The following is a 25,942-nucleotide window of genomic DNA, read 5'->3' as shown; positions in this document are numbered from 1 at the left end:
CAATGTCTTGACTATCAGACCCCAAATGAGGTATTCTATCAAGGTAGATCGGATATTGGTGCAATTCAGAATTGAATTGGTGCTTTTATTAACTATCAATCTCGATTAAACCATTAATTTAATCTTAGTTATCAGCCCATGAGCCAGAAAAATGATACAGTTACCCTGCTTTTATCCCTGCTGATTACCCTAATATTTTTTGGGGCTGGTAGTTGGTGGTTATACAATCGTTTTCAAGGATCAAATAACCCAACCAATCTTTCTGAAATCGAGAAAATATCACCAGAGCAAAAATCGGTATTGCCACAGGCAAGATTTAGTCAAGGTGAAAACTTATTAATAGTTGAAGGGGCTGCTTCTGACAAACAAGCTGCTATACAGGCACTCGGAAAAGGAGACTTTCAGCAAGCAGTTTACCTCCTAGAAAAATCCCTGCGAGCTAATCAAAATGATCCCGAAGCTCTCATCTACTTAAATAACGCCCGTATTGGTGAAGCTAAGTCCTATACTATCGCCGTTTCCGTGCCAATTGGTAGCAATGTCAACACCGCCCTAGAAGTTTTACGAGGAGTTGCCCAATCTCAAAATCAAATCAATCAAAGCGGAGGAATTAATGGCATTCCTTTAAAAGTTCTCATTGCTGATGATGCTGATAATCCCGAAATTGCCGCTCAAATTGCCCAAAAATTAGCGGCTGATAACAGCATTTTAGGAGTAGTAGGACACACTAGCAGTGACACCTCTTTAGCGGCGGCTGCTATCTATCAAAAAGCGGGATTAGTAATGATTTCCCCCATCAGTACCTCAGTTAAACTCTCCAATTTTGGTGACTATATCTTTCGTTCTGTTCCCAGTGATTTTGTGGCAGCACGAGCATTAGCCGAATCTAGTTTGCAAAAAATTCCTAACGTCAAGGCAGTGGTATTTTTTAACTCCCAAAGTGGTTATAGTCAATCCCTAAAATCTGAATTTACCACCGCTTTAGGATTAGGAGGAGGTCAAGTGGTGAGTGAATTTGATCTATCTTCCCTCACTTTTACCCCTTCTAAAAGCCTCCAACAAGCTCAACAGGAGGGAGCAAATCTCATCGCCCTTCTTGGGGATAGTGGTACCCTAGATAAGGCTTTGCAGGTGGTTCAAATCAATGGCCAAAAATTACCGATTGTGGCGGGTGATGACGTTTATAGCCCCAAAACTCTGGATGTAGGCGGAAAAAATGCCTTGGGCATGGTTGTCGCTATCTCTTGGCATTTAGGGGCTAATCCGAACAGTCCTTTTGTGAATAATTCCCGCCAATTGTGGCAAGGAGACGTAAATTGGCGCACTGCTACCGCCTATGACGCTACCCAGGCTTTAATCGCTGGCATTAAGGCAGAATCTAGCCGCGAGGGAGTTCAACAGGCGTTAAGAAGCAGTAATTTTTCTGTGCCTGGGGCGACTAATCCAGTGCGATTTTTACCGTCTGGCGATCGCAATCAATCGGTGCAATTAGTGGTAGTTAAACCCGGTTCTCGTTCTAGTTTTGGGGTAGATTTTGTGCCAATTTCTCGATAAAATGACAACTAAATCAAGATGAATTATATGTTAGAAACTCCCCCTAAATATTCTGTTCTCGGTTTACCAGTTCATCTTCTCGATAACTACAGTCGTTGGTTAATTGATCGCCTCTATCAAGGTTTTGGTTCCCACGTTGTCACTCTTAATGCAGAAATGGCAATGTTAGGGGAAAATGATGCTAAAGTTGCCCAAGTTATTCGAGAAGCAGATTTAGTTATTCCCGACGGCGCCGGGATTGTTATTTACTTAAAATTAAGGGGAAAAAAACAAACCCGCTGCCCCGGTATTGAATTATCAGAATCCTTAATTACTGAGTTAGGAATGCAGGGAGAAAGTTTTCCTATTGCTTTTTTTGGTGGTAAACCGGGGATTACTGAACAAGCGGCAAGTAATTGGCAAAAAAAGATACCTAATATCCGTATTCTGACTAACCACGGTTATCTATCCTCCCAGGAAATGTCCGATTGGATCGAGGTATTAAAAGATCAACAACCGCGGTTAATTTTAGTTGGTTTAGGAGTACCCCGACAAGAATATTGGATTAGGGAACATCGCCATCTCTGTCCCCAAGCTATCTGGGTAGGTGTGGGGGGCAGTTTTGATATCTGGTCCGGGACAAAAATCCGCGCCCCTCGCTTTTTCTGTGACAATAATTTAGAGTGGTTGTATCGACTTTATCAGGAACCTTGGCGCTGGAAAAGAATGTTAGCTTTACCTAAGTTTTTCTGGCGCTCTCTTTTTTATTCCTAGTAATAGCTTAGTATAAATTCTTTTCGATAAAGGCAATCACTCGCTCTAATCCTTCCCGTGTTTTTAAGTTGGTGAAGATAAAGGGTTTATCCCCGCGCATCTTTTTGGCATCTCTATCCATCACCCCTAAATCTGCCCCCACCATCGGGGCTAAATCTATTTTATTAATTACCAATAAATCCGATTTGGTGATACCCGGTCCACCCTTGCGAGGGATTTTATCCCCGGCTGCCACGTCAATCACATAGATGGTTAAATCTACTAATTCCGGGCTAAAGGTTGCCGCTAAATTGTCACCACCACTTTCCAGAAAAATTAGCTTTAAGTTAGCAAATTTTCTCTCTAACTGTTCAATGGCAACTAAGTTAATTGAGGCATCCTCGCGAATAGCTGTATGGGGACATCCTCCCGTTTCTACTCCTAAAATTCTTTCCGGAGCTAAAGCTTGCGATCGCACTAAAAATTGGGCATCTTCTTGAGTATAAATGTCATTGGTGACTACGGCGATCGGATATTGATCCCGCAAATTTTTACACAGGGCATCGAGCAGGGCTGTTTTTCCTGAACCCACCGGACCGGCAATTCCCACGCGCAAGCAAGACATAGTTTTTTCGGGAAAAAGTGAAAAGGAAAGGGTTAAAAATTTTGGGGCTATCGGATAGAAAAAAGAGGGGTTCGCAGGGCGACACGGATTCCCACTATAATAAAAAGTTAACACAAATCTGAGAATTTGTCAAGCCCTTTTGCCAATAAATTTGGGGAAATTATCGGCAAAAAGATCACCAAAAGTCAGTGATTTGGTAGCCAAAATCCGTTAACATCTGCCTAAACAGGGGCAAGCTTAAACCGATAACATTACTGTGACATCCCTCTAATCTTTCCACGAATAGACCCCCCTTTCCTTCTAAGGCAAAACAGCCGGCACATTTGAGGGGTTCTTCGGTGTCAACGTAGGCAATAATTGTTTCATCGCTGATATTGGCAAAGTGAACTTTAGTGATCCCACAACGAGTCAAAGTTTGATTATTAACTCGATCGATTAAAGCATGACCTGTATAGAGTGTACCCACCAGACCGCGCATTTTTTGCCAACGATTGATCGCTTCTGATTTATCCTTGGGTTTGCCATAGACTTCCCCCGCTACTTCTAAGACGGAATCACAACCAAGAATTAATCCTGTATCAAATTGGGGGGCGATCGTTTGCGCTTTACATTGGGCTAAAGTTTGGACAAGATGGAGAGTATCATCGGCATTAATTGTCGATTCATCAAAGTTACTCACTCGCACAATCGGATCGATTCCTACCATTTGTAATAGTTTTTTACGCGCAGGAGAAGCGGAAGCAAGAATCAAGGGAATAGACATAGTTTTTTCAGTCAAAAGAGATAGGAGATAGTTAGGTAGGGTGGGTTAGGCAATGACAAATTATTAGAATTAATTATTAATTGATCTATTGGCCGTAACCCACCATCAGTTATCAGTTTTTTAGCTATTTATGCTAAGAATTGGCAGGATTTTCGGGGGGAAAATAACGATCTAAAATCTCAACCATGCGGGATTGTCTTCCTTCATTGTCAAATCGATTGTAAAAATCTGACTGAACCTCATAAAAATCCGACATTGATCGAGTTAATTGTCCTAGCAGTTGATAAAGTCCCCGTCTGTCTTTTTCCCATTCTTTTTTAGACTCAGCAAGACTATTAGTTAACGCTTCGATCGATTTGGCGTTAGAATTAGCGATCACTCTAGTTTCTTTTAATCCCTGATTGGTTTCCTGTAGTCCTAATTTAATCTCCTGTAATCCTAATCTAATCTCCTGTAGTCCTGATTTAATCTCCCGTAGTTCTGTTAGGGTATTTTCAGCAAGAGATTCGAGTCTATCTAGTCTATTTTCTTCCGAGTTACTCATATTCAGTTATCAGTTATCAGTTATCAGTTACCACTTTCTTACTGATTACTATTTACTGATTCAGTAAGTAATCTCAATTAATTGTTAGATAGTGGGACAGGCTTCTGGTTCTTTATATGTTATCTTTAATTATAACCGGCTACCTAGTTGATGATAGGTGGTGCGTTACGACGGATTGTTACCTTTAAGTCAAAACAGGAATTTTTGCCGTCTAACGCACCCTACATTTTACTGAAAATTTCCTATCCTCTGACATTTAACTAACCGAGAAAGAATCAACGATAGTTTCAAAGAGTTCTTGAATTTGCGTCCAACGTTTTTGGGAAGTGGAAAGATTAAAAGAATAGAGTTTATGATTATTAACCGTGACGCTGGCCAGATTATGACGTTCTTGGCCGTTGGCTAATTTAACTTGATATTCGAGGATATAATAATCTTGGCCGTCAATTTGATGAGATTCTGAGCGAATTAATTCTACTTCCTTATCGAGATTGGGGTTAAGACTGTTATTTTTCAGGAGACGATAGCCAACTTCCGAGGGTGTCCCTAAATCTGTTAAGGTTTTATTGTCGGGGACGGGATTGATAATAACGCTTAAATTTTCGCTCGTTTCGATCAGGTCATGAAAAACCACATCTACTCCTGCAACTTTTTTCACATCCACCTGCGTCCAACCCTTAGGATATAAAAATTGATAGCCTTGGCTGCCACTGGTGTATCCTTGCAGTCCAGCGATGGGAGTTGCACAACCGGTGAAGAGGAGGGTGGTAATTAGGAGGAAAGTCGCCAAAAGAGATTTAATCATGATATTTTGACCTGTGAGTAGGGCTGTTTAATTTTACCTTGAATTGTTTAGGTGAAGGGATTATGAAAATTAAGAAAAAATTGACAATTATTATGGCTATAGCGACTTTTTTACTGACTATCTCTCCCCTAGTCTCTCAAACTACCGCTAACCCCGTGAAGGCTGTAGAATTTTATAATCGGGGGGTGGATCGTTTAACCGCAGGGGATTACTCAGGGGCGATCGCAGATTTTACTCAAGCTCTACAATTAGAACCGAAGGATGCCGATGCTTATTATAATCGCGGCTATGCGGAATTAGTTCTCGGCCAGTACGAGCGAGCGATCGCAGATTACACCCAGGCCTTGACAATCAACCCCAATTATGTTAATGCTCTCGGTAATCGTTGTTATGTGCATTATCTGACGAAAAAATACGAGGCAGCGGTGGAAGATTGCACAAAAGCGATCGCTTTAAACGGAAATTTTGCTGATTTCTTTATTTATCGCGGTAATGCTAAGGATGACTTGGGAAGACACCTAGAAGCGATCGAGGATTACACAAAAGCTTTGAGTTTACAGGGAACTAGAGGACAGGATCGCATTTTCTATAATCGCGCCCTGTCCTATAACCGAGCCGGACAGCAGGAAATGGCTTTAAGGGACTATAATGAGAGTCTGAAAATTAATGCTAATTTTGCCGAAGCGTACCACAATCGGGGTTTGACCTATTATAAATTGGGAAACAGGGAAAAAGCGATCGCTGATTTAGAGGAGGCGGCCCGTCTAGCCTTATCTCAGGGTAAACAGGGGACTGCGGCTAAGTCTCAGTCAGCAGTGGCATTAATTCAGGGTCAAAAGCCTTAAAATAGGGAGTAGTTGTGATATTAGCGGTAAAGAGGAGTGAAAGGGGCTAAATCGCAACTACGAGGGACTAAATTTTAGCCAGCTTGAGATGCGTAAAAAGCGACGGCTAACAGTCCACCGACAAGTGTGATCGCAGCAACACCCCAGAAAAGATAATTACGTTGTTGCGATTTAGTGGGGGGATCCGCTTGATAAACTTTCGGTTCGGCGGCGAAATTATTTAAGCGTCCACCTTCTTCATTTGTATAAGGCATAATCAAAACCTCAAATATGACAATTTTTCAGGAAAAAAATCCTCTTATTACAATCCTACAACATATCAGCAACCGAGTCGGGTATGTTGGAAATTCCCACGGGGATAACAATTCTTAGTCTTGGGGTAACTGCCGGACTCTGCTACTTTTATTGGCGATCGCATTTTCAAGGATTGAAACTGCGAAAACAAGTTTAAAAAGGCTAATCATACTAAATCCGTTTTTAATACTATGATTAACTCCCAAGTTATGGATTGTTTTTCCCTGCTCCCTGATCCAGCGTTCCCCACTCTCCTATACCTTTTAAACAGAATTTAGTATTAGGTGTTGGGATAGGGGGAGGTGGTTGCGTTAATATTAGTTACTGTATCCAATAACGCCGGAAAAAAACTATAGATGAATTCTCCCTATGCAGATTTCTCTCCTAGTAATTGGTTATCTATCACCCAACGACTTGTGGAAAGACATCCCCTATCTACCGATGCAATTGTTGATGTTGTTTTAACATCTTGGCAATCAATTTTTAATTCTCAGTTAGGTACAAAAGGTTTTAGAATTGGTAGGGATATCTTCCCTAAACCTCAAATTATGGGTTTTCTATTCATCAATTAATTCCTTTAGAACTAAAAGCAAAATATCCCGATTTCTGGAGAGGAGATATCAGTATATCTGATAAAGATATTGTCTATATACCTGATGACTTTTTTTCAATTGAAGTCAAAACCTCCTCTGATCCTAGACATATATATGGCAATAGAAGCTATGCTCAAAATTCTAATAACAGCAAAAAAGGTAAGTCTGGATACTATTTAGCAGTTAACTTTGAGAAGTTTTCTAATACTACTAATCCTCAGATTAAACTAATTCGTTTCGGTTGGATTGATTCTGGGGATTGGATTGGGCAAAAGGCAGCTACAGGTCAACAATCGCGTCTTTCCTCTGACGTAGAAAACTATAAATTGCTCCAATTGTATCGAAAAATCTAGAATAATGAGCCTTGGATATAAGTATTGCTTCTTTCTTTTTTAAATCTTTTAAATCTCTCTGCAGCTATCTCGCAATAGTCTGGTCGAATTTCAAAACCCACAAAAATTCTTCCTAATCCCAAGGCCGCTATTCCTGTAGAACAAGAACCGGCAAAGGGATCAAGAATTATTTCTACCGGATTAGATGAAGCTTGTATAATTCTCTCGACAATTGCTAAAGGAAATTGTGCGGGATGTCCGGTTCTTTCCTTAGAACTGCGCTTTTCTCCTGTAGTGACTTTAGAAACTTCCCACACATCAGAAGGATTTTTACCGAGGGGATTACAACGATATTTACCATTTTTCTTTTGATTGGGATACTTAACGTTAGGGTCACGAATATTGTCTAAGTTAAAAGTATATTCTTGGCAATTTTTGAGATAAAAAAGCCATTTTTCATTGCGAGGACTAAGACGATTTTTTGTAGAAACACCTGCCCCATATTTCCAGACAATTTCTTGTAAAAGATAAAAGGGAGACTTATCCCAAAGAAGATAGGGAATCGGAACACATAATCCCTTTTCTGGTACTTCTAAATAACCAACATTTAGCCACAAAGCGCCGTTATCTTGAGTAATCTGATAAATTTGCCGCAGCCAATTAGCACACCAATCAACATAGTCATTGATTGAAAGAACTCGTTCATATTCTTTGCCAATATTATAAGGTGGTGATGTAACAGTGAGGTCAATTTTTATGTCACTATGAGATAGTTTAGACAAAAAGTTTGTGGCATCTCCTTGATAAAGAATAAAGCCGTTGTCCGAGTAAAAAGGTTGACCAAGATGACTAACCAGAATTTCTTTAAGAAAATTAAATTTGTTGGCTCTATCTTTTTCTAACTCTGGAGAAAATGGCTGTAGTAAGGAGGAAGGAGCAATCTGAGTTGATTGATGATCAACAATTCCCTCTGCTAGATAAGAGTTTTGTTCCTTGCTGGCAATTGGACGAGACTCATCTTCCCTAGACGATAGTTTTTTTTGTTTCCGCTGGGACTCTACAACCATAATCTCAAAGGACAGGTAAGTATTTTGATAGTTTTAATTATGCCCTTATTTTACCAAAATATCACTGGAGTTGTGCTTAATTTAATAACTTTTGTAATCATTCTCCTTCCCTTACCCTGGATGGGGGGGATAAAACCCCACCAAGAGTTAAAGATTGACTGATAAAGCAGCGAGTTTTCCTTGAAAAATCTCAACTGAGTAGATTGGATAATTATCAGATGCACCCGAAAATTATCCCTAAAATGGTGGTAAATAACCCATGGCATTTTTGACTCGATCGAGAGTTTGATTGGCTACCGCTTCTGCTTTGAGACGACCTTGCCGTAAAACTGTAGCTAAATAATCTTTATCCTCTCTAATTTCGGTGTATTTTTCCTGAATAGGTTGCAGAGATTCTATGGTGACTTCTGTTAACATCGGTTTAAATTGTCCCCAACCTAAATCTGCACATTCTGCTGCGACCACCTCTTGACTTTTTCCCGATAAAATGCTATAGAGAGTTAATAAATTATAGCATTCGGGACGTTCTGGATCATCGAAAGTTAAACCCTTAACTAGATCGGTTTTACAGCGTTTAATTTTCTTGGCAATGACATCGGGACTATCGAGAATATTAATCCGACTCATCTCGGAAGGATCGGATTTAGACATTTTATTCCGGCCATCGGTTAAACTCATCACCCGCGCTCCTTCCTTGCGGATCATCGGATCAGGAAGTTTTAAAATTGGTTGTTTCGGTTGCCCAAAAAGATGATTAATTCTAACAGCTATATCGCGGGTTAATTCTAAATGTTGTTTTTGATCTTCTCCCACAGGTACTTTATCGGCATCGTAGAGTAGAATATCGGCAGCCATTAGTACGGGATAATCGAGTAACCCCGTGCCAACATTTTCCCCCTGTTTAATTGCTTTTTCTTTAAATTGAATCATATCGGTTAACCAATTTAAAGGGGTGATACAATTCAATAACCAAGTTAATTCTGTATGAGCTTTAACGTGGGATTGGACAAAGATAGTCGCGTATTCTAAATCAATTCCGCAGGCTAAATATAAAGCGGCAATTGCTAAAGTATCCTCCGCAAGAGTGGCGGGATTATGGGGAACGGTGATCGCGTGTAAATCGACCACACAAAAGAAATTATCGTAGTCTTGTTGTCCCTCCACCCAATTGCGGATCGCACCTAGATAATTGCCTAAATGTAAATTGCCAGTTGGTTGCACACCAGATAAGATTCTTTGTTTACCCATAACTCATGCGATCGCTTTTTATCATGATTTTATTGTATCAGTTTTTGGTGCTAATTTCATCCTAAATCCAATTGGGAAAAATCATTCTCAGATAATAATCCCGCACTGACAGGGGAATGCCTAAATAAATTGGTAGCCAATGAATAAAAGCAAAAGTTATCAAAATTATCAGCGAGCGCGAGCCATTTTTATAAATAGGACTGGAACTTTCTAAACCATCGGCTAAGAGCCAAGCTAGAGCAATCCAAGTGAAACTATAGGCAGCCATATAATGATAGAGAAAGGTACAGCGACTAATTTTTAACCAGGGCAGCAGATTAGCAATATAGTTACAGATAAGATAGGCAGAAATTACTCGCTCTTTTCGGTTAAATAATCGACTAAAAACCACTAGAATCGCTATCGTAGAAAACCACCATAACAACGGATTTCCCATCGCGTGAACATCATAAATTTTATCACCTACTCTCTTAAAATAATAAGCCACAGGTCGCCCCATTACTAACCAACTATACCAAGGAGAACAATAGGGATGAACATCAGATTGATTACCCTTGATTCTCTGATGAAATGACCAAATTTCTTGATGTACTTGCCAAAAATTATATTGATGGTTGACGAGAAGATGAGGTATCCACAGCAAACTATAGGTAATAAGAGGAAAGACAATTAAGGCGATAAAAATGTCCTCTAATCTCAGGTTAGTTGCCTTTGTCCAAAGATGATCTTTTGACTGCTCTTGATTAAATAATTTTATTAACCAAGCAATACCGATAAAAATAAATATTCCCAGTAAAAATCCTAAGCCATTCCATTTAATATTTGCCGCTAAACCGAAAGAAACTCCTGATAATAATAGCCAATTAAGTTTCTGATTTTTCTGGAGTGCTAATAAAAAAAATAATTGTCCAGACAAACCGAATAAAATTAAGTAAATATTATTGAGAGCGTAGCGGGATTCCACCAGAAATAATCCGTCTAAACTGGCGAGAAAAGTTGTGATTAAAAATACAGTTTTTCTCTGGGTTAATTGATAAGCAATTGCGCCGATAATGAGGGGAATAAAAGAACCAGTCAAAGCATTTAACCAGCGATAACTAAAAGTTGAGCGCAGGGAACCCGTTAAATTATTAATGGTTTCAGGATCGGCAGGAAAATGGGAACCAATCCAGATACTAATAGCAATTAAATATTGACTTAACGGTGGGTGCGACTGGAAAAATTCTTTACCGATTAGATATTCATTGCCGTATTTAGCATAGTAAACTTCATCGAAAACAAGAGTATTAAACTGACTGAGATTCCAGAATCTTATTCCTAGGGAAAATACAAATATCCCTAGGATAGATAGGTTAAATTTTACTTGAGAATTCATGGAAAGATAATAGTTATGATAACTGGGAATTTTCTGTTAAACACAAGCGAAATTCTTTGACAGCAAGACGGGGATTAGGATGGTTGACGTATTCGGCTAATAATTCTAAATTTAAATCCGGTAATAAAGCACTTTTAGGGATTAAAATATATTCGCCATTCTCTTGCAAAGAATAAATTTTTAACTGATTATCTTGCCAAAACCAAACCTCTTGAGTTCCTAATCTTTGATAAACTTCTAAAACTTTCAGGCTGCCACTGGTTAAGATGATTTCAATCGCCAAATCAGGAAACTCTTTTTCTGTAAATAAACAAAAACATTCATCTGGTTCTTTTCCCGCTTCTTTTTCCTGTTTTCGCAAAGTGGTGGAACCTAATCCCCAGAAATCAATTTCAGCATATTCTAAATAAACTTCTACCAATCTACCGATATTTTTTTTGCTAACTTCGTGACGACGACTAGGAGCCATAATTTCTACCATTCCATCTAGGTAAGTAATGCGATAACTGGAACTATCTTCTAAATGTTTTAAGAGGGTTTCGTACTGTTGCCAATTAACCCCAGAAATAAACATCCTTTGTTCAGGATCATTAGCTTTTAACTCGAAACCTTCTAATCCTTGCAACCGAATCGTAGTCATCATAAAATTAATTACCTCATCTATTTTACTTAATTACTCAGGAAGACTTATTTTGATTTCTTCTGGCGTTAATTTTAGCGCGTAAAATCCTAACTTTATAGGGATCGGCATCTTTTCGCCACAGAATTTGATGGCCTTTGATTGTAGCACAATGCTCCTCTAAACATTTTTGCCAACCCTGTAAACGTTCGATCGCTTTTCGATCTTCTAACAATCCCCAATCCTTTTCTAATTGAGTTAAGCGAACCAATTTATCATAGTTGGGATAATCAGCCGTTACTAAAAGCTCTTTTTCGTGTAAAATTGGCGGATTAGGACTATCCCGATAATCGCGAAAACTAAAATCAGCGGAACCTAAATATACATCCATGCTAGTGGCTAAAATCGGATGGATTTCTGTATCAAAATCGGGATAATAGAGATAGGAAATTTTGGGTTGACGAAAGGATAAACGAATAACATTAGCATTTTCTAACCGTCCGATAGTTTGACTGGCACAACCTTCATATAAGCGTAATAACATCGGTAATTTTTCCAGAACGCTAATATGAATAGTTAGGGAATAACGGGAAAGTTTGCCTAAAGAACTATTTTCACAAGTACGAGCGATCGCTGGCAGATTTCCCGCACTTATTAACACTTCTTCTGCTAAAGCGCAAGCATTGCGATAACTGCCAAATAAAGCTTTAAAATCGGCACGGGTAGCGGGGGATAATTCCCGTACTTTCGGACAGTGGCTAAATTGACTTAAAGCTAAATAAAGTAAAAGATCGGCGCGTCTTTTGTCGGCAATTATCTCCCATTCTTCCCCTTCTGTTACTTGTAAAATCACTTGAAAAGCGCGTCTAAAAGTGCCAAATTCTGCCTTAATTTCTTCCTCTTGTAATAATTCTCCTGCGACGGGTAAACGTCCCTGCTGGGTATAAAATTCCATCAGTGGAGTTAATAAATCTTCGTAATCTTCAAAGCGTTTGAGATGGGTTTTAATTTTAGGTGTGGTAGCGCGGGAACGACATCTGGATAAACGAAAAGTTTCGGCTTTTTCCTCCTCTCGAAAAACCAGATAAATTCCCAAAGTTATTGGAATAGAATCAACCCCCAAAGTGCTATCAATATACTGTTTTAGTTCTTCCTGTTGATAGTATTTTTGAAAAGTATTGCGACGGGTTATAATTCCATCTTCATAGGCCATTAAACCCCGTTCACTATCATCAATTAGAATCTGTGCTGAAACAATTAAAACTTGACGGGTTAATTGCCAAGCTTTTAATAAAGCTTCCTGCCGTTCTTCGGCGGATTCAATAACATTAATTACATAGCCTAAATTAACAATATCAGATTCAATTAAAGGACTATCGGGACGATAATAAGGATCCCAACCTTCACTTTGATAACCCTGTTCAGCTATGCGTTCTATATCACCTCCATAACCACAACCGTAATCAAAAAAAGTGGTTTCAGGAAGGAATAATCCCGCCGCTAATGCTAATCTTGCTGGACGAGAAAGGGTTTTGCGAACAAGAGCAGCCTTGTGGCGATCAATTATTATCGATTTTTCCTTTTGTCCCTCTAGATTACAAACTAAATAATCTCCTGCAAAATCAAGGTGATGCTTTCTTAAAAGTCGTTGCCATTCCTGTTTAGTACCGATGGGATAAGAACTGTTTAAAAGTCCTAAAGCACTCTCGATTTTTGTGAGATGCTCGAATTGTTCATAAAAAGGATAGTCCCTAGTAACAAAAGTTTCTTTTCGGTGTAAAATAGGCGGATTATCAGCATTTTGATAATTCCATTCACTTAAGATTAATGTCCCCAGATCTACCACTAAACTTTTAGTTAAAACTGGGTGAGGTTCCCGATCAAAATCGGGATAAAAAAGATAGGATATTTTCGGTTTATCGGTGCTAAATTTAATTATTGTTGCCTCAGATAAATGCTGATTAATTCTTGCTTGTTGTTCGTAATTCTGGAGGATAGGATCCAGTTGATGTAATGCTTCTCGATGAACATAAAGCGCCCCCGGTAATAGTTTACCGATGGGACTAACTTGACACAGTTGCACGATTAAGGCGAAATTCTCAGCCATGACAATTAATCTGTCTAATAACAAATTCTAGAGACAGAAAAAACTAAATAAATCTGGTTAAATGAACCCGATAGCGCTCTTTTTTGGTCACAGTAACCTCACCCACTTCTAAACGACCTTTTCCCCGAAAAGAAATCAAATCACCGGTTTTAACGTTATAACTAGATTGACTGATATCTTTCCAGTTAACTCGCACATCCCCAGCGCTAATTGCCTCGGCCATTTTACTGCGAGAAATGCCAAAACCCGCCGATGCGATCGCATCCAAACGTAAGGAAGCTTCCACGGTATTAATTTCTTTTTTTTGCGGTGGTCTAACTTTTAATTCCGTCAAAGGAATCAGGCTAGTTTTCACTGGAACCGAACGCACTTGTAGTAAATTAGCAGATAAAAAATCTGCCAATTCAGGCACTACAATCGCCTGCGCTCCTCGCTCACCTAAAACGATTATATCGCCGACTTTTTCCCGAACGATACCCGTCCCCAACATCGCCCCTAAAAAATCCCGGTGGTTAGCGGTATCAAAAAGAAAATTACCGGCAATATCAAGGGCAGATAGGGGAATATCTGTTACTGTCAAAGGTAGATCAACTCTAGCAATACCGAGGCGCTGTCTTTCTGCTTGGGGATAACCGCCCCATTTTTGCATTGACACATCAGTTAAACGCTGAAAAACTCGTTCCACTTCCGCTAAAACCGCAGGAGAAAGAAAGTCTGTAGTCGTCACTTCCCAAGTCTTAATCGCTTGTTCGGCTTTATCAATAACTTTCGCTATCTCCTCGCGGTTTTCAACACCCTTTAGTAATTCTTCTCTTGGTAACATTGTTTTCTGGTAATTAATCAAAAATTCTTAGGAAAAAATCAAATGACCGATAACTTATTCCCGATAACCGTTCACCGTTCTAGGGCGTATCCTTGCAGATTTTCGGGGTTAAATTGACGCAGGATAAGAGTCGCTTGATTTTTCAGGTTTTCCGAACCCTGCACGATAATAATATATTTTCCCGCACCGAGACGATTGCGATAAGGAAGTGCATCGCCACTGCCGGACGATAAACCCACGCCACCACCGACAAAAATACTGCCCATCGCCCCCCCCATCGCCCCAGCAATGCCGCCGACGATATGATTGCCCGGTTCTCCGGCCCAATCAAAGGTATGCAATCCCGTAATCAGGTTAAAAAGGTAGCCGCCGGCAAAACCGAAGGGAATTAACCAAAAAGCCATGAGAGTAGCCCGTTTTTTGGCCTGTTGGAAGGGATCGATCAAACCGAACTCATCAGCACTTTTATAGCCGCGACCGAGAATGGTCACTTGAGATTGGGGAATTCCCGCCTTTTCCAGGGCAACGGAAGCTTCTTCTGCTTGTATGCGATCAGCTAACACGGCAATGAGATAATTCATATTCTCCAACTTTTCAGGTTATCTTCATCTCCTATTGTAAGGATTTTGGGGACTGAAAAGCCGCTCGATCAAGAAAATATTCAAGGGGATGCGTTAGTCAATCTTGGATAGGATTGATTAATGTGGAATTATTAGCAATTCAAGAAATTGCTCTATCTTGGTTATTTCTGGCACTAATTAACCATAAAGAAAGATAGTTAAATGATTATTAACAAGAAGTTTTTTAGGACTATTACCATTGGGATTAGACTGTAAAGTTTGACTCACTCCTGTCATTATTTGAATGTTTTCATCGGCTACATCTGAGGTAAAAACTAAAAGAGAGATTAGATTTTTGGTAATCATATCTAGTCTTAAGTAATTCACTTGTACGCCAATTGAATTTATGAAAAAAAGAGAAATAAATAGCGCAGATCCAGCCTTCTCTTATAGATATAGACCAATTTAGATGCGCGGCAGCTTATTAGTTAAAACCGACTTGACTGCTGAAATAGGGAATTGATTCCCTGACCGAAGATTGACTTCTCTCTTGTGTTTAGTTGTGGCGCTGGGATTCCTAACCGTTGTATGATGGAACAATGCGAAGACTCACAATCACTCGACCCGACGACTGGCACCTTCATCTCCGCGACGGTGCGGCACTGAAAGCGGTTCTACCCCATACGGTGCGTCAGTTTGCCCGTGCCATTATCATGCCGAATTTAAAGCCCCCAGTGCGCTCCGTGGCCGATGCCGCCGCCTACCGCGATCGCATTCTGGCAGCAGTTCCAGAGGGTCAACAGTTCGAGCCATTGATGACCCTCTATCTCACCGATAATACCAGTCCCGAAGAAATTATGGCGGCAAAAGCCTCCCAGTTTGTCAAAGCGGTGAAATACTACCCGGCCGGTGCCACAACTAATTCCGACTTGGGGGTGACGGACCTTCGTAGGTGCGATCGCGTTTTGGCAGCGATGGAGCAGCTGGATCTGCCGCTACTACTGCACGGAGAAGTTACCGATGGTGATATTGATGTGTTCGATCGCGAGAAAGTGTTCATTGAGAAGCAATTAATCCCACTGATAACCAGATTTCCGAAACTGCGGGTCGTCTTTGAACACATTACCACTGCCGATGCGGTCAAGTTTGTTCTATCTGCTAACAACAACGTCGCCGCCACAATTACGCCCCAACATTTATTGTTTAGCCGAAACATTCTCTTTACCGGTGGCATTCGTCCCCATTTTTATTGCCTGCCGATTTTGAAACGAGAGGATCATCGTTTGGCACTTTTGCAAGCGGCAACATCGGGCAATCCCAAGTTTTTTCTAGGGACCGATAGTGCGCCCCATTCTCGCTACAGCAAAGAAAGTTCCTGTGGCTGCGCGGGTTGTTATTCGGCTCTGCACGCCCTAGAGTTGTACGCAGAAGCATTTGAGAGCGTCGATGCGCTTGAGCAACTGGAAGGGTTCGCCAGCTTTCACGGGCCAGATTTTTATCAACTCCCCCGGAATACGGAACAAATCACATTAAACAAAACCCCTTGGCGCATTCCCGATGAATTGCCCTTTCCCGAATCTGGACTGGTGCCGTTACGAGCGGGTGAAGAGATAACCTGGCAATTAGGGCAATAAAAACCGCCAGTCTTGATAGTTGCGGTCAAGAATTCACGATTTATTAAAGACTGATTATTTATTCCCCCTCTTGCCCCTTGCATGAGTGCCTGCCCTGATATGTAGCCTATACTCAAGGGATTTAGTATCACATCTGAAAACCCTAAGTTAAATAAGCGATAGTTACCCCCGAACCCCCCTCATTTTGGGGTGCTAATTGAAAGCGTTTTACCTGGGGATGACGGGATAGGAAATCGTGAACACCTTGACGCAATTTCCCCGTACCTTTACCGTGAATAATCCATAATATACCCGATGGGGTAGCCCTGATGATCGCCTGTTCGATATCCGTTTCTGACTCTGCCACCCTAGAACCGCGAATATCGACGGTATTATTAGCAGTACGAATTAAAGGAGTCTCCTGGGGTTTTGTGGGAGTTTGTGGCAAATTTTTGGCAGGTTTTGGCGCAGTTTCCACTTTTTGACCATCCAAAGACTCAATCTGATCTAAGGGTAGGGTCATCTTCATCATACCGAAACGCAGGGAAATCTCGTCTGATTCCGGTGAAATTGCTAAAACTTCGGCAGTTTGTCCCAAATTGGGCAAGCGGACTCTTTCCCCCACTTGCGGACGATAATTAACCTTAGTTTTTTCCGTTTTTGGTAATAACCTTTCTGCGATCGCAGTTAATTCCTCTGTGGCTTTTTGGGCATCTCTACCGGTTTTTGTTCCTGCTTGCAATCGGCGAATAACGTCATTAATCTCTGCTTTTGCCGATAATAAAGCCTTTTGTATCTCCTGCTCCTGATAACGCTTTAATTCTCGCTCTCTCTCCTGTAGAGAATTAGCCCGTGTAGAAACTTCTGTATAAAATTTCTCCGTTTGTTGGAGTAATTGACTAGCTTCCTTAGCTTTTGACTCCTGTTCCCGTCTTTGCGCTTCCAAACCAGCAATTACTTGATTTATCTCCTCCGATAACCCCCCCAGATGATTTCTCGCTTCGGCCACAATTTCGGCACTTAATCCCAAACGCTGGGCAATAGTTAAAGCATTAGAACGGCCCGGAATGCCCCATAATAGTCGATAAGTGGGGGAAAGGGTGCGATCATCAAACTCTACCGAGGCATTTTCAAAGCGAGAATCTCGATACTTTAACGCTTTTAATTCCCCGTAGTGAGTGGTAGCCACCGTCAGTAAACTATGATCGGCGAGGTATTGTAAAATAGCGATCGCTAAAGGACTTCCCTCGGCCGGATCCGTACCGGCTCCCACCTCATCGAGTAAAACCAAGGAACGAGAATTTAAAGCCGCTAAAATGCGGACAATCCGGCGAATGTGACCCGAAAAAGTTGATAAACTCTGTTGCAAAGACTGTTCATCGCCGATATCGGCTAAAACCTGATCGAACCAGGGTATCTCTACCGGTTCCCGCGCTGGAATAAACAAGCCCGCTTTCGCCATTAAAGCCGCTAATCCGAGGGTTTTTAAAGTAACGGTTTTTCCGCCGGTATTTGGTCCGGTGATGGCAACAACGCGAATTTCTGGGCTAATCTGCACATTTATTGGTATGACCTCCCCCCCCTGTTCATGGTGTTTTTGCCACCAGAGCAAAGGATGACGCAAATTCCGTAAAGTAATCGTTTCCGAACCATCGATAAAGTGGGGGGGATTACCCTCTAACCATAAACTGTAACGGGCCCTGGCGGTGGCCAGATCGAGCCTAGTAGCGATCGCTAGTAAATATTCTAAGTCTTCAAAAGCTTCGGCGATCAGATTACTTAACTGTCGCAGGATTTTTTCTTCTTCGATTTGTTCCAGACGACGATATTGCCGTAGTTGATTGCCTTGGTCAACGATAGAGTGAGGTTCAATGTAAAAAGTCGCCCCTGTGCTGGAAGTATCGTGAATTATCCCCGGTATTTGCTCTTTTTGCGATGCTTTGACGGGAATCACCCAGCGCTCGCTTCTTTGGGTAATGACTGCTTCTTGGATAGCACCGCCCTGTTTTTGCATGATATCCTGTAATTTGCGGTAAATTCGCTCTCTAATCACCTTCATTTGTCCCCGAATTTCGCGTAATTGGGGACTAGCGCGATCGGATATCCGGCCATCTTCATCGATACAACGGTGTATTTCCTGTTCTATCTCTGGATAGGTGCGAATTTCCGCTACTAACTCTTTTAAAACCGGTATATCTTCCTGTTCGTCAATTAAACGCCGTAAACGTCGCACTCCGGCTAAAGTCGTGGCAATATTTAAAAGTTCCTGTCCCGATAATAAACCCCCCAGATGCGCCCTTTCTAGGGCATCACCGATGTCGCTAATCCCATCAAAGGAAAGACGACTATCTAATTTTTGTTCTAAGCTATAAACTTCTTTGGTTTGGCAGAGTAGGTTTAAACTTTCCTCTTTGCTTTCTGGTAAGGGCAATTGACGAATCGCGATCGCACCTAGTTTAGTCGCTGCAAAAGTAGCTAGGTGTTGACATAGCCGCGGCCATTCCAATAATTCTAGGGTTTCGTCTTGAATCAATTTTGTAGTTTTTTATAATACGCTTTGTATTTCTAGTCTAACCGGATTTGGTCTGATTTTTACAGGAGTCATTTCAGTCAACAGTAATCAGTCATCAGTCATCAGGGAAAAGACAGCACTGTTACTCGCACCTAATACCTGTCACTTAACAATCCCACCAATCTGTTGACTATCTAAATTACTCGTTAAGACTGCACTGGAGTGCCGGAGTTGGAAGCAGGGAGAGGAAGTTCGAGCATTTGTACTAAAATTTCTAATACGCAGTTTAAATTCAGTACAGCTTATAATATTCGGTCGAGTTTGATAACTGGTAACTGATAACTGATAACTGATAACTGTATTTAAATTCCTTTCTGGAGAGAGAATTGCACCTGTTTAAATTCTTGTTTTAAACGTTGTTTGAGTTTGTCGGGGATGGGACGGGAACCGTAGGCGGTATAATAACCTGCCAGAGAGTTTAAGGCTGTTTGCATTGTAGTGAAAGAACGCAAACCCCCGGATTTTTTATCTCGTCGGTAGAGGGAGATGTAATCGTTGATTTGTTCCTTTGCTTGCGACTCAACTGCCGCTTTATTCGGGTCATCTTTGACCACATCAAGGGCTGTGGTTAAAGTTTCAATCACCGTCAGGGTATCCTGTCCATAATTGCCCGTTAACCCTGAACTACTAGAACAACCCATCAATCCGATGACCAGGACGAGAACCAAAGCTAATAAGCGAGAAATGTAAGGTTTTAGAGACATATTTTCAACACCATAAGTTAATCCCAAGTCACCTTATCCTATCAGGAAACCGTGACCAGTTCCCCAGGAGAGTCAACCTGCTGCAAAAATCAGGGGTCAACTGGGGGGGAAATAGCGAAAATATAGGCTTTTTGGGCGGTAAAAGCCCTATTTTTGCCTAAAATTTCGATGCCATCAACCCGGAGTGAGTTGATTCTGGACTAATTCCAGCTGCGATAAAAATTCTCCGTTGCTTTCGTCCCATTTCGGAAGAAAGAAAGTTAAATTTTGTAATCTTTGGGCCGCTCAAGCTGGAACTAGGGTGAAATGGGCAGTTTGACGGTAAAGCTTGTTCCCTTATCCACTTGGCTATCTAGGGCGATTTCGCCACGGTGGAGTTCGACGCATTTTTTAACCACTGCTAACCCCAATCCCGTGCCGATAATATTTTCCACATTCTGACCCCGATAAAAGGGTTCATAGATCTTGCCTCTATCTTCCTCGGCAATGCCGATCCCGTGATCCCGGACTTGAAAAACAATGCGATCGCTATCTTTCCACAAAATCAAACTAATCCCTGCTCCTGTGGGGGAATATTTAATCGCATTTAAGAGTAAATTACTTAAAATCGAGTAGAGCAGTTTCTCATCTAGATAGGGACGGATCATCAATCCCTGACTGACAAATTTAATCGGGGTATTATTTTTATTGATAAATTGAAAATCCTCGACTAAATTTAAACAAAAAGCTTCAATATCGAGCGGCTCTAGCCGACAACTGAGATTACCAGATTCTGCCCTTGTTAAAATCAAAATATCTGTTAAAAATTGATTCATTAGTTTGACAGAAGACTGGATTCTATATAGGTTTTTTCTGCTCGACTGATCTGCATCTTTTAAGCCATTTTCTAATAACTGCGAGGCGGAAAGAATCACGGTTAAAGGAGTTCGGAACTCATGGGATATCATAGAAAAAAGCTGAATTTTTAGATCGGAAAGTTCTTTTTCCTGTAGTAATAACCGGTGAATTTCATCACTTTTTTGTCGCCGTTTCTCTTGCCAAAAAACTAAAAAATAAACTCCGCAAATAATCCCAAAGCTAGTAAAAGTTCCCAGTAAACCCAACAGAGAATTTTCGCTAATACTATCCCTAGAACTAGCGATGCTACTTCTTAAATTCCTTTTCTGACTAGCTTGTAAATAGGTAAGAAGATTTTGAAACTTATCCCGGACTTCGACACTTTTAACCGTGATTGCATCTTGAGAAATATCATCGGATCGATCGAATTTATAGGTAGCGATCGATTGATTAAATAGAGCAATTCGCCGATACATTAAATCCCCGATCTGAGTCACCATTTCCCGCTCGAAATCCGTGCCGTTTTCTAATTGTTTAGCCAAGAGTTGCCAGTTAGATTGCATCAAAGCGATCGCCCGACGATGACGGCCTAATTCACTGGGGCTGCCAGTTTTGATATAACCCCGTCTTCCCGATTCGGCCACCGCCATGTTAGCGTAAAGATTAGCGAGATTATCGATGATCTCGTAGGTAACTTCCACCTCAGCAGCGCGCTGACGCAGAGCGAGGGTATTGCGATAGGAAACTAGGCTAATAGTTCCCATCAGTAAAACAGTTAGCCCGAAACCTCCCGCAATCCATTTTCCTTGTTTGAGCCAATTCATCAGGAGTTAACCGACGCTATTTCCAGCTTACTCTATCTAAATGGAGCAAGAGGACTCCCGTTAAATTTCTCCTTAATTAAAAATATACCAGAAATTAACGGGAGATGAATTGCCCCCAGAATCTAAACTAACGCGACAGCGTTTCCTAATAAGGAAAGGCTTGATTCTCAAGGTATGTATGAGCTTGACATATTTAAGCGGTAAGTGTTATACTGAAAAGATAGCACAGATGGGGTCAGGCTGATGTTAAATGTTTTAAAAGTGAGAATATACCCAAACAAAAAACAGGAACTAGCCTTAGCTAAAAACTTTGGTTGCGTCCGTTTTGTTTGGAATTACTACTTAAATAAAACTAACAATCAGTACCTAGAGACTGGTAAAGGAATGACCTACTGTGACATGGCAAAAGACCTTACCCAACTCAAGAAACAACTGGATTTTGAATGGTTAGCTGAGGCTACTGCCGCTACCTTGCAGCAATCATTGAAAAACTTAGAATCTGCTTTTAAGAACTTCTTCTCAAAAAGAACAAAATTCCCTAAATTTAAAAGTAAGCACAAAAAACAATCAATCCGTTATCCTGAAAGTTGTTCAATTAGAAATAAGGGAATTAAGCTACCTAAATTAGGGGTTGTAAAAGCTAAGATTTCTCAAGTAATAAATGGTAAGATTAAATCCGTAACTGTTTCTAAAACCAGTACAGATAAATATTTTGCTGCCATCTTGTTTGAGATGGATGACTCAACAACCATTGAAAAACTAAAAATATCAGGGATAGACCTAGGTTTATCTTCTTTAGTTACGGTTTTTGATGGTGAAACAACCTACAAGATTGACCCAATCAAACCTACCAGAAAATATGCTAAACGTTTAAAGCGGAGACAACAAGCATTGTCTCGTAAAGCCAAGGGGTCTAATAATCGCCAAAAAGCCATTAAGGAGGTAGCCAAGGTTCACGAAAAGATAGCAAATACTAGACAGGATTTTCTTCATAAACTCTCCAGAAAGTTATGCGATGAAAACCAAATCGTTGTAGCCGAGAATCTGAATATTAAAGGGTTAGCAAGGACTAAATTAGCTAAATCAATACATGACGCTGGTTTTGGTATGTTGCTTAATTTCTTGGATTACAAGCTAGAAAGAGAGGGAGGAAAACTTGTAGAAGTTGACAGGTTTTATCCGAGTACAAAGCTCTGTTCTTGCTGTGGATTTAAAAATGATTTGTTGACTCTCAGTATTCGTGAATGGATTTGTCCAGAATGTAAGACGCAGCACGATAGAGATGAAAACGCCGCCAAGAATTTAAGGGAAGAAGGTATGAGAATACTGTCAACAAATACCGATGGACAGTCGGAATTTCAAGCTTGGGGAGAAACTGTAAGACTCGTTGGTACTTGTACCGAAAAGCGGGTTTCTGTGAATCAAGAATCCCCCGTCACAGCGTCAGCTTAACGGCGGGAGTGTCAACTCTAGACCATGCGAATTTTAGTAGTAGAAGATGATATGCAACTAGCCGAGATTTTGCGAGAGGCTTTGAGCGAGCGACAATACGTTGTCGATGTGGCTAGAGACGGAGAAGAAGGCTGGAATTGGCTAGAATTAGGCAAATATGACCTTTTAGTTCTCGATGTCACCCTGCCAAAATTAAGCGGAACTTTGCTCTGTCAACGTCTGCGACGAGCGGAATCCCATCATCCCGTCTTTGCTAATGCCACCGTTCCCGTCCTATTATTAACCGCAAGGGATACGGTAATCGATAAAATCGACGGATTAGACGCAGGGGCCGATGATTATGTCACTAAACCCTTCGATTTGGGCGAATTAATGGCGCGGATTCGGGCCTTGATTCGACGTGGTAGCAGTACCAGCAGTGTTTTATTATCTTGGGGGGGTTTGCAGTTAAATCCCAGTACCCACGAGGCCAGTTATAACGGTCAACTTCTTTCCCTCACCCCCAAGGAATTCGCTCTCTTAGAATTACTTGTTACCCATGGGCGCCGGGTCTTAAGTCGATCGGGTATTATTGAGCGAGTTTGGTCTTTGGACGATTCTCCGGCCGAGGAAACCGTTACTTCCCATATTCGCGGTCTTCGTCAGAAGCTAAAATCCCTGGGCGCACCGGAAGACTTTATTGAAACCGTTCACGGTCTTGGTTATCGTTTGAAGTAATATCTGCCTTTAGACAGTGGACAAAATCATTTCTGCACGAAATCTGCACGAAGTTTGCAGCGGGTTTCCATAATCACCCGTTAAATTAGAAAGTTAGACAGGTGCAGGGCTTCTAGACAATCAGAGCGGTCAAACCTGTGACTTTCCTCTCCTAAAAGGGGCTGCTTGAAATGATTTACACGCGATTTGACTATCACGGTTGGCAGATTGAATTGAGCGCAGAAATGCAGGGTTATTCTTTTCAATGTTGGCGAGTGGATGGCAGGGAAGGAATTAGCAATCGCCTAGTTTATGCCACCTCTGAACAAGCTTTAGCGGCTGCCCGACACCGGGCGGATCTAGAGTCCGCTTGTCTTGCCCTACTGCGGTTTCTTAATGATATCGGCGGCCAGAATTATTATCTCACCCGCGATGATCGCGATGCTCTTAGCCAGTCAATTTTAGAATACGCCCGTCTGGGTGGTGTTTCCTAATTTCTTCCCCGGAAGTTTTCCCCTGATTATGAACAGGATCATCATTCAAACGCTTAATCAAGTATCCATTTTCTCAGCGTCTTGACTTTTTTCTGATTCATTTTGATAACTACGCATATTATTTGAGGTAGGGATGGCAAGATTGAAATGAATAACAATTTGTTTATTTTCATAATTAATATTAGTAATATTAACAACGCTTTGTTCAGGTAATACATTATTAATGGGAATTTCAGCAGAAGGATGTTTATAACCTGCTTCTTCTAACCATTGGGTAATATTACGCCAATTATCAATACGTCCGTTATTCTTATCCAGTAAATTCTTAACATAACGATACACCGTAGCACAAAGATCCGTCTCTACCCCGTTAGGGTTTTTATGGAGTTTTTCAGCGATTTCTGAGGGACTACAGCCACACAGTAGGCCACGCAGATGAGTTTTTTCCACAGGGGTTAGGGGTTTTCCTTTGGCGAAGGTGAGATCAGCGTAGAGGGTTTGTAAGTCCCACTGTTGCGCTGCTTGAGTAAATGGCTCATTGTGCATTGTTGTTACATCCTGATAAACTCCTGATAGCATCTTAGTAAAAAATCTGATATTTGTTAGCATTTACCCTGATGTTTTTCTGAAATCATGGAGTAGTATATCGGTATAGGCACTGAATAAAATCAGTAAACAGCCTATATTTCTCAGTGTTCTTAGAGTATATGGAATGGACTGATGTATCTCTACCGCCAGATGAACGATATTCCCGACATGGCCTAATCGATTGGTGGAATCAAGATAAACTTACCCGTGCAAACGTATTAGTTGTTGGGGCGGGTGCTTTAGGGAATGAGGTACTGAAAAATCTGGCTTTAATTGGCGTTGGTCACATCACTGTCATTGATTTTGATACTGTATCAATTACTAATTTGACTCGTTCTGTTTTATTTAGAGAGTCAGACGTAAATCAGCCTAAAGTCGAAGTTGCCCGTCGCATGATACTAGAGATTAATCCCGACATATCAGTGAGAGCAATTCAGGGAGATTTAGAGTTTGATCTTGGTGTCGGGAATGTGCGGGAACATGACATTATTATTGGTTGTTTAGACAGTATTAATGCTCGTTGGGCAATTAATAACATGGCCTATCGTGCGGGGATTCCGTGGATTAATGGGGGAATTGGTGTGGTTAATGGAGAAATCAGTTTCTTCGATCCTAACACCGATGCTGCTTGTTATGAATGTACCATTACAGATCGGATGTGGAAACGCCGAAACCAGCGATATTCTTGTCAAGGTTTAAAACGGGATCTCCCAGAGAAATCAATACCCACAACTGCGACAATTACTTCCATTATTGCGGCAATGGAAGTTCAACAGGCTTTACTTTATTTACACCAAAAAGAGGGGGTATTAGAAGCAGGAGAAAAGCTTTTTCTGAACTTAAATCCTTGGAATGCCTTTAAGGTCAAAATTCCTCGTCAAGAGTATTGTTTAGCCCATGATTTAACCCTTGAACCGAGTATTAAGTTAACTTATTCACCAAGTTTAACGGTTGAGGAAATTCTTAAACAGTTAGATGTGTCTGGATTTTCTGATTCGGTGCTTTGGCTACGAAATGAAGTCATTGATAGGATGCAATGCTTAAATTGTGGTGATCAAGAACCGATCAACATTCCTCGTTCTCAGTTTGCTGAAAGAGATATTGTCTGTCCTAACTGTCAACAAGAAAGACAGATTCAGATATTAGATAAATTCTCTTTAGCAACTACCCAAAACCCTATTAACCTTGAACAATTATGTCTTCCTCATAACGAGATTCTACATTGCGAGACATCCCAAGGTCGAATATCAATTCAATTTTGCCCAACATAGGAGGA

General features: G+C 41.0%; 24 protein-coding genes and 1 pseudogene. 9 read left to right on the top strand and 16 right to left on the bottom strand.

What is annotated here, in order from left to right; translation table 11 throughout:
• Positions 1–138: 138 nt before the first annotated feature.
• Both ACQY1X_RS14180 and ACQY1X_RS14175 read left to right on the top strand, forming a co-directional pair.
• Complete coding sequence (locus ACQY1X_RS14180) at positions 139–1,554, top strand: ABC transporter substrate-binding protein (protein ID WP_430012979.1); 1,416 nt, start codon at positions 139–141, stop codon at positions 1,552–1,554.
• A 27-nt stretch (positions 1,555–1,581) separates the two neighbouring features.
• Positions 1,582–2,307, top strand: coding sequence for a WecB/TagA/CpsF family glycosyltransferase (locus ACQY1X_RS14175; protein WP_002775551.1), 726 nt, complete (start codon positions 1,582–1,584; stop codon positions 2,305–2,307).
• A gap of 7 nt (positions 2,308–2,314) precedes the next feature.
• Here the strand turns inward: ACQY1X_RS14175 and ureG are convergent, their stop codons facing one another.
• The 4 genes from ureG to psbP form a co-directional block, all read right to left on the bottom strand.
• Positions 2,315–2,911 carry an urease accessory protein UreG gene (ureG, locus tag ACQY1X_RS14170; protein ID WP_004158168.1) on the bottom strand — a complete coding sequence of 199 codons (597 nt, stop codon included), beginning with the start codon at positions 2,909–2,911 and terminating at the stop codon, positions 2,315–2,317.
• Between the two features lie 175 nt (positions 2,912–3,086).
• Positions 3,087–3,674: a Maf family protein gene (locus tag ACQY1X_RS14165; protein ID WP_430012978.1), complete on the bottom strand. Its 588-nt coding sequence runs from the start codon at positions 3,672–3,674 to the stop codon at positions 3,087–3,089.
• Between the two features lie 133 nt (positions 3,675–3,807).
• Positions 3,808–4,218: a hypothetical protein gene (locus tag ACQY1X_RS14160; protein WP_002731575.1), complete on the bottom strand. Its 411-nt coding sequence runs from the start codon at positions 4,216–4,218 to the stop codon at positions 3,808–3,810.
• A 256-nt stretch (positions 4,219–4,474) separates the two neighbouring features.
• Positions 4,475–5,023: a photosystem II reaction center PsbP gene (psbP, locus tag ACQY1X_RS14155; protein WP_430014795.1), complete on the bottom strand. Its 549-nt coding sequence runs from the start codon at positions 5,021–5,023 to the stop codon at positions 4,475–4,477.
• Between the two features lie 62 nt (positions 5,024–5,085).
• On the opposite strand from psbP, the gene ACQY1X_RS14150 reads away from it, so the two are divergent.
• The gene (locus ACQY1X_RS14150) at positions 5,086–5,868 is read left to right on the top strand and encodes a tetratricopeptide repeat protein (RefSeq protein ID WP_147068878.1); all 783 of its coding nucleotides are present in this window, start codon (positions 5,086–5,088) and stop codon (positions 5,866–5,868) included.
• A gap of 74 nt (positions 5,869–5,942) precedes the next feature.
• On the opposite strand, the gene psb34 is transcribed toward ACQY1X_RS14150, so the two are convergent.
• Entirely contained in the window at positions 5,943–6,122 is a 180-nt protein-coding gene (gene psb34, locus ACQY1X_RS14145; protein ID WP_002732326.1) for a photosystem II assembly protein Psb34, read from the bottom strand.
• 396 nt (positions 6,123–6,518) lie between these two features.
• Between psb34 and ACQY1X_RS14140 the strand changes: the two are divergent.
• Positions 6,519–7,108: pseudogene (locus tag ACQY1X_RS14140) on the top strand (ScaI family restriction endonuclease).
• Here the strand turns inward: ACQY1X_RS14140 and ACQY1X_RS14135 are convergent.
• The 7 genes from ACQY1X_RS14135 to ACQY1X_RS14105 all read right to left on the bottom strand — a co-directional run bounded on the left by ACQY1X_RS14135 (position 7,105) and on the right by ACQY1X_RS14105 (position 14,907).
• Positions 7,105–8,154: a DNA-methyltransferase gene (locus ACQY1X_RS14135; RefSeq protein WP_069474620.1), complete on the bottom strand. Its 1,050-nt coding sequence runs from the start codon at positions 8,152–8,154 to the stop codon at positions 7,105–7,107. The pseudogene ACQY1X_RS14140 and the gene ACQY1X_RS14135 overlap by 4 nt on opposite strands.
• Before the next feature lie 237 nt (positions 8,155–8,391).
• The gene (trpS, locus tag ACQY1X_RS14130; protein ID WP_069474619.1) at positions 8,392–9,402 is read right to left on the bottom strand and encodes a tryptophan--tRNA ligase; all 1,011 of its coding nucleotides are present in this window, start codon (positions 9,400–9,402) and stop codon (positions 8,392–8,394) included.
• A gap of 61 nt (positions 9,403–9,463) precedes the next feature.
• Positions 9,464–10,777 (bottom strand): dolichyl-phosphate-mannose--protein mannosyltransferase, encoded by a 1,314-nt coding sequence (locus ACQY1X_RS14125; RefSeq protein WP_002732128.1) that lies wholly within the window; start codon positions 10,775–10,777, stop codon positions 9,464–9,466.
• Positions 10,778–10,790: 13 nt separating this feature from the next.
• Positions 10,791–11,420: a Uma2 family endonuclease gene (locus ACQY1X_RS14120; RefSeq protein WP_002775524.1), complete on the bottom strand. Its 630-nt coding sequence runs from the start codon at positions 11,418–11,420 to the stop codon at positions 10,791–10,793.
• 34 nt (positions 11,421–11,454) lie between these two features.
• Entirely contained in the window at positions 11,455–13,503 is a 2,049-nt protein-coding gene (locus ACQY1X_RS14115; RefSeq protein ID WP_430012976.1) for a DNA phosphorothioation-associated putative methyltransferase, read from the bottom strand.
• 43 nt (positions 13,504–13,546) lie between these two features.
• The gene (locus ACQY1X_RS14110) at positions 13,547–14,326 is read right to left on the bottom strand and encodes a photosystem II S4 domain protein (RefSeq protein ID WP_002733167.1); all 780 of its coding nucleotides are present in this window, start codon (positions 14,324–14,326) and stop codon (positions 13,547–13,549) included.
• 71 nt (positions 14,327–14,397) lie between these two features.
• Positions 14,398–14,907 (bottom strand): hypothetical protein, encoded by a 510-nt coding sequence (locus ACQY1X_RS14105; protein ID WP_002732892.1) that lies wholly within the window; start codon positions 14,905–14,907, stop codon positions 14,398–14,400.
• A gap of 578 nt (positions 14,908–15,485) precedes the next feature.
• On the opposite strand from ACQY1X_RS14105, the gene pyrC reads away from it, so the two are divergent.
• Positions 15,486–16,520: a dihydroorotase gene (gene pyrC, locus ACQY1X_RS14100; RefSeq protein ID WP_002732640.1), complete on the top strand. Its 1,035-nt coding sequence runs from the start codon at positions 15,486–15,488 to the stop codon at positions 16,518–16,520.
• Between the two features lie 142 nt (positions 16,521–16,662).
• On the opposite strand, the gene ACQY1X_RS14095 is transcribed toward pyrC, so the two are convergent.
• From ACQY1X_RS14095 to ACQY1X_RS14085, 3 genes are all read right to left on the bottom strand, one after another.
• The gene (locus ACQY1X_RS14095) at positions 16,663–19,032 is read right to left on the bottom strand and encodes an endonuclease MutS2 (RefSeq protein ID WP_430012975.1); all 2,370 of its coding nucleotides are present in this window, start codon (positions 19,030–19,032) and stop codon (positions 16,663–16,665) included.
• Positions 19,033–19,373: 341 nt separating this feature from the next.
• Positions 19,374–19,775, bottom strand: a complete 402-nt coding sequence (gene psb27, locus ACQY1X_RS14090) for a photosystem II protein Psb27 (RefSeq protein ID WP_104396655.1) — start codon at positions 19,773–19,775, stop codon at positions 19,374–19,376.
• A 296-nt stretch (positions 19,776–20,071) separates the two neighbouring features.
• Positions 20,072–21,436, bottom strand: coding sequence for a sensor histidine kinase (locus ACQY1X_RS14085; protein ID WP_430012974.1), 1,365 nt, complete (start codon positions 21,434–21,436; stop codon positions 20,072–20,074).
• 243 nt (positions 21,437–21,679) lie between these two features.
• Between ACQY1X_RS14085 and ACQY1X_RS14080 the strand changes: the two genes are divergently transcribed.
• From ACQY1X_RS14080 to ACQY1X_RS14070, 3 genes are all read left to right on the top strand, one after another.
• Positions 21,680–22,888, top strand: coding sequence for an RNA-guided endonuclease InsQ/TnpB family protein (locus tag ACQY1X_RS14080; RefSeq protein WP_046660969.1), 1,209 nt, complete (start codon positions 21,680–21,682; stop codon positions 22,886–22,888).
• 24 nt (positions 22,889–22,912) lie between these two features.
• Positions 22,913–23,605, top strand: coding sequence for a response regulator transcription factor (locus ACQY1X_RS14075; RefSeq protein ID WP_430012973.1), 693 nt, complete (start codon positions 22,913–22,915; stop codon positions 23,603–23,605).
• A 170-nt stretch (positions 23,606–23,775) separates the two neighbouring features.
• A complete protein-coding gene (locus ACQY1X_RS14070) occupies positions 23,776–24,078 on the top strand; it encodes a hypothetical protein (protein ID WP_430012972.1) in 303 nt (100 codons plus the stop codon).
• Positions 24,079–24,135: 57 nt separating this feature from the next.
• On the opposite strand, the gene ACQY1X_RS14065 is transcribed toward ACQY1X_RS14070, so the two are convergent.
• On the bottom strand, positions 24,136–24,624 hold the full coding sequence (locus tag ACQY1X_RS14065; RefSeq protein WP_104396738.1) for a helix-turn-helix domain containing protein: 489 nt from the start codon (positions 24,622–24,624) through the stop codon (positions 24,136–24,138).
• Positions 24,625–24,785: 161 nt separating this feature from the next.
• Between ACQY1X_RS14065 and ACQY1X_RS14060 the strand changes: the two genes are divergently transcribed.
• A complete protein-coding gene (locus tag ACQY1X_RS14060; RefSeq protein WP_159249893.1) occupies positions 24,786–25,937 on the top strand; it encodes a HesA/MoeB/ThiF family protein in 1,152 nt (383 codons plus the stop codon).
• Positions 25,938–25,942: the final 5 nt, after the last annotated feature.

It is taken from the genome of Microcystis protocystis FBCC-A270 (assembly GCF_050500235.1).
Taxonomy (GTDB): Bacteria; Cyanobacteriota; Cyanobacteriia; order Cyanobacteriales; family Microcystaceae; genus Microcystis; species Microcystis ichthyoblabe_A.
Note: the sequence above shows the minus strand (reverse complement) of the source record. Positions and strands in the feature narration are given on the sequence as shown.

Coding starts and splice junctions, on each gene's coding strand:
- ACQY1X_RS14180 (WP_430012979.1), top strand. CDS start 139: ATGAGCCAGAAAAATGATACAGTTACCCTGCTTTTATCCCTGCTGATT.
- ACQY1X_RS14175 (WP_002775551.1), top strand. CDS start 1,582: ATGTTAGAAACTCCCCCTAAATATTCTGTTCTCGGTTTACCAGTTCAT.
- ureG (WP_004158168.1), bottom strand. CDS start 2,911: ATGTCTTGCTTGCGCGTGGGAATTGCCGGTCCGGTGGGTTCAGGAAAA.
- ACQY1X_RS14165 (WP_430012978.1), bottom strand. CDS start 3,674: ATGTCTATTCCCTTGATTCTTGCTTCCGCTTCTCCTGCGCGTAAAAAA.
- ACQY1X_RS14160 (WP_002731575.1), bottom strand. CDS start 4,218: ATGAGTAACTCGGAAGAAAATAGACTAGATAGACTCGAATCTCTTGCT.
- psbP (WP_430014795.1), bottom strand. CDS start 5,023: ATGATTAAATCTCTTTTGGCGACTTTCCTCCTAATTACCACCCTCCTC.
- ACQY1X_RS14150 (WP_147068878.1), top strand. CDS start 5,086: ATGAAAATTAAGAAAAAATTGACAATTATTATGGCTATAGCGACTTTT.
- psb34 (WP_002732326.1), bottom strand. CDS start 6,122: ATGCCTTATACAAATGAAGAAGGTGGACGCTTAAATAATTTCGCCGCC.
- ACQY1X_RS14135 (WP_069474620.1), bottom strand. CDS start 8,154: ATGGTTGTAGAGTCCCAGCGGAAACAAAAAAAACTATCGTCTAGGGAA.
- trpS (WP_069474619.1), bottom strand. CDS start 9,402: ATGGGTAAACAAAGAATCTTATCTGGTGTGCAACCAACTGGCAATTTA.
- ACQY1X_RS14125 (WP_002732128.1), bottom strand. CDS start 10,777: ATGAATTCTCAAGTAAAATTTAACCTATCTATCCTAGGGATATTTGTA.
- ACQY1X_RS14120 (WP_002775524.1), bottom strand. CDS start 11,420: ATGATGACTACGATTCGGTTGCAAGGATTAGAAGGTTTCGAGTTAAAA.
- ACQY1X_RS14115 (WP_430012976.1), bottom strand. CDS start 13,503: ATGGCTGAGAATTTCGCCTTAATCGTGCAACTGTGTCAAGTTAGTCCC.
- ACQY1X_RS14110 (WP_002733167.1), bottom strand. CDS start 14,326: ATGTTACCAAGAGAAGAATTACTAAAGGGTGTTGAAAACCGCGAGGAG.
- ACQY1X_RS14105 (WP_002732892.1), bottom strand. CDS start 14,907: ATGAATTATCTCATTGCCGTGTTAGCTGATCGCATACAAGCAGAAGAA.
- pyrC (WP_002732640.1), top strand. CDS start 15,486: ATGCGAAGACTCACAATCACTCGACCCGACGACTGGCACCTTCATCTC.
- psb27 (WP_104396655.1), bottom strand. CDS start 19,775: ATGTCTCTAAAACCTTACATTTCTCGCTTATTAGCTTTGGTTCTCGTC.
- ACQY1X_RS14085 (WP_430012974.1), bottom strand. CDS start 21,436: ATGAATTGGCTCAAACAAGGAAAATGGATTGCGGGAGGTTTCGGGCTA.
- ACQY1X_RS14080 (WP_046660969.1), top strand. CDS start 21,680: ATGTTAAATGTTTTAAAAGTGAGAATATACCCAAACAAAAAACAGGAA.
- ACQY1X_RS14075 (WP_430012973.1), top strand. CDS start 22,913: ATGCGAATTTTAGTAGTAGAAGATGATATGCAACTAGCCGAGATTTTG.
- ACQY1X_RS14070 (WP_430012972.1), top strand. CDS start 23,776: ATGATTTACACGCGATTTGACTATCACGGTTGGCAGATTGAATTGAGC.
- ACQY1X_RS14065 (WP_104396738.1), bottom strand. CDS start 24,624: ATGCACAATGAGCCATTTACTCAAGCAGCGCAACAGTGGGACTTACAA.
- ACQY1X_RS14060 (WP_159249893.1), top strand. CDS start 24,786: ATGGAATGGACTGATGTATCTCTACCGCCAGATGAACGATATTCCCGA.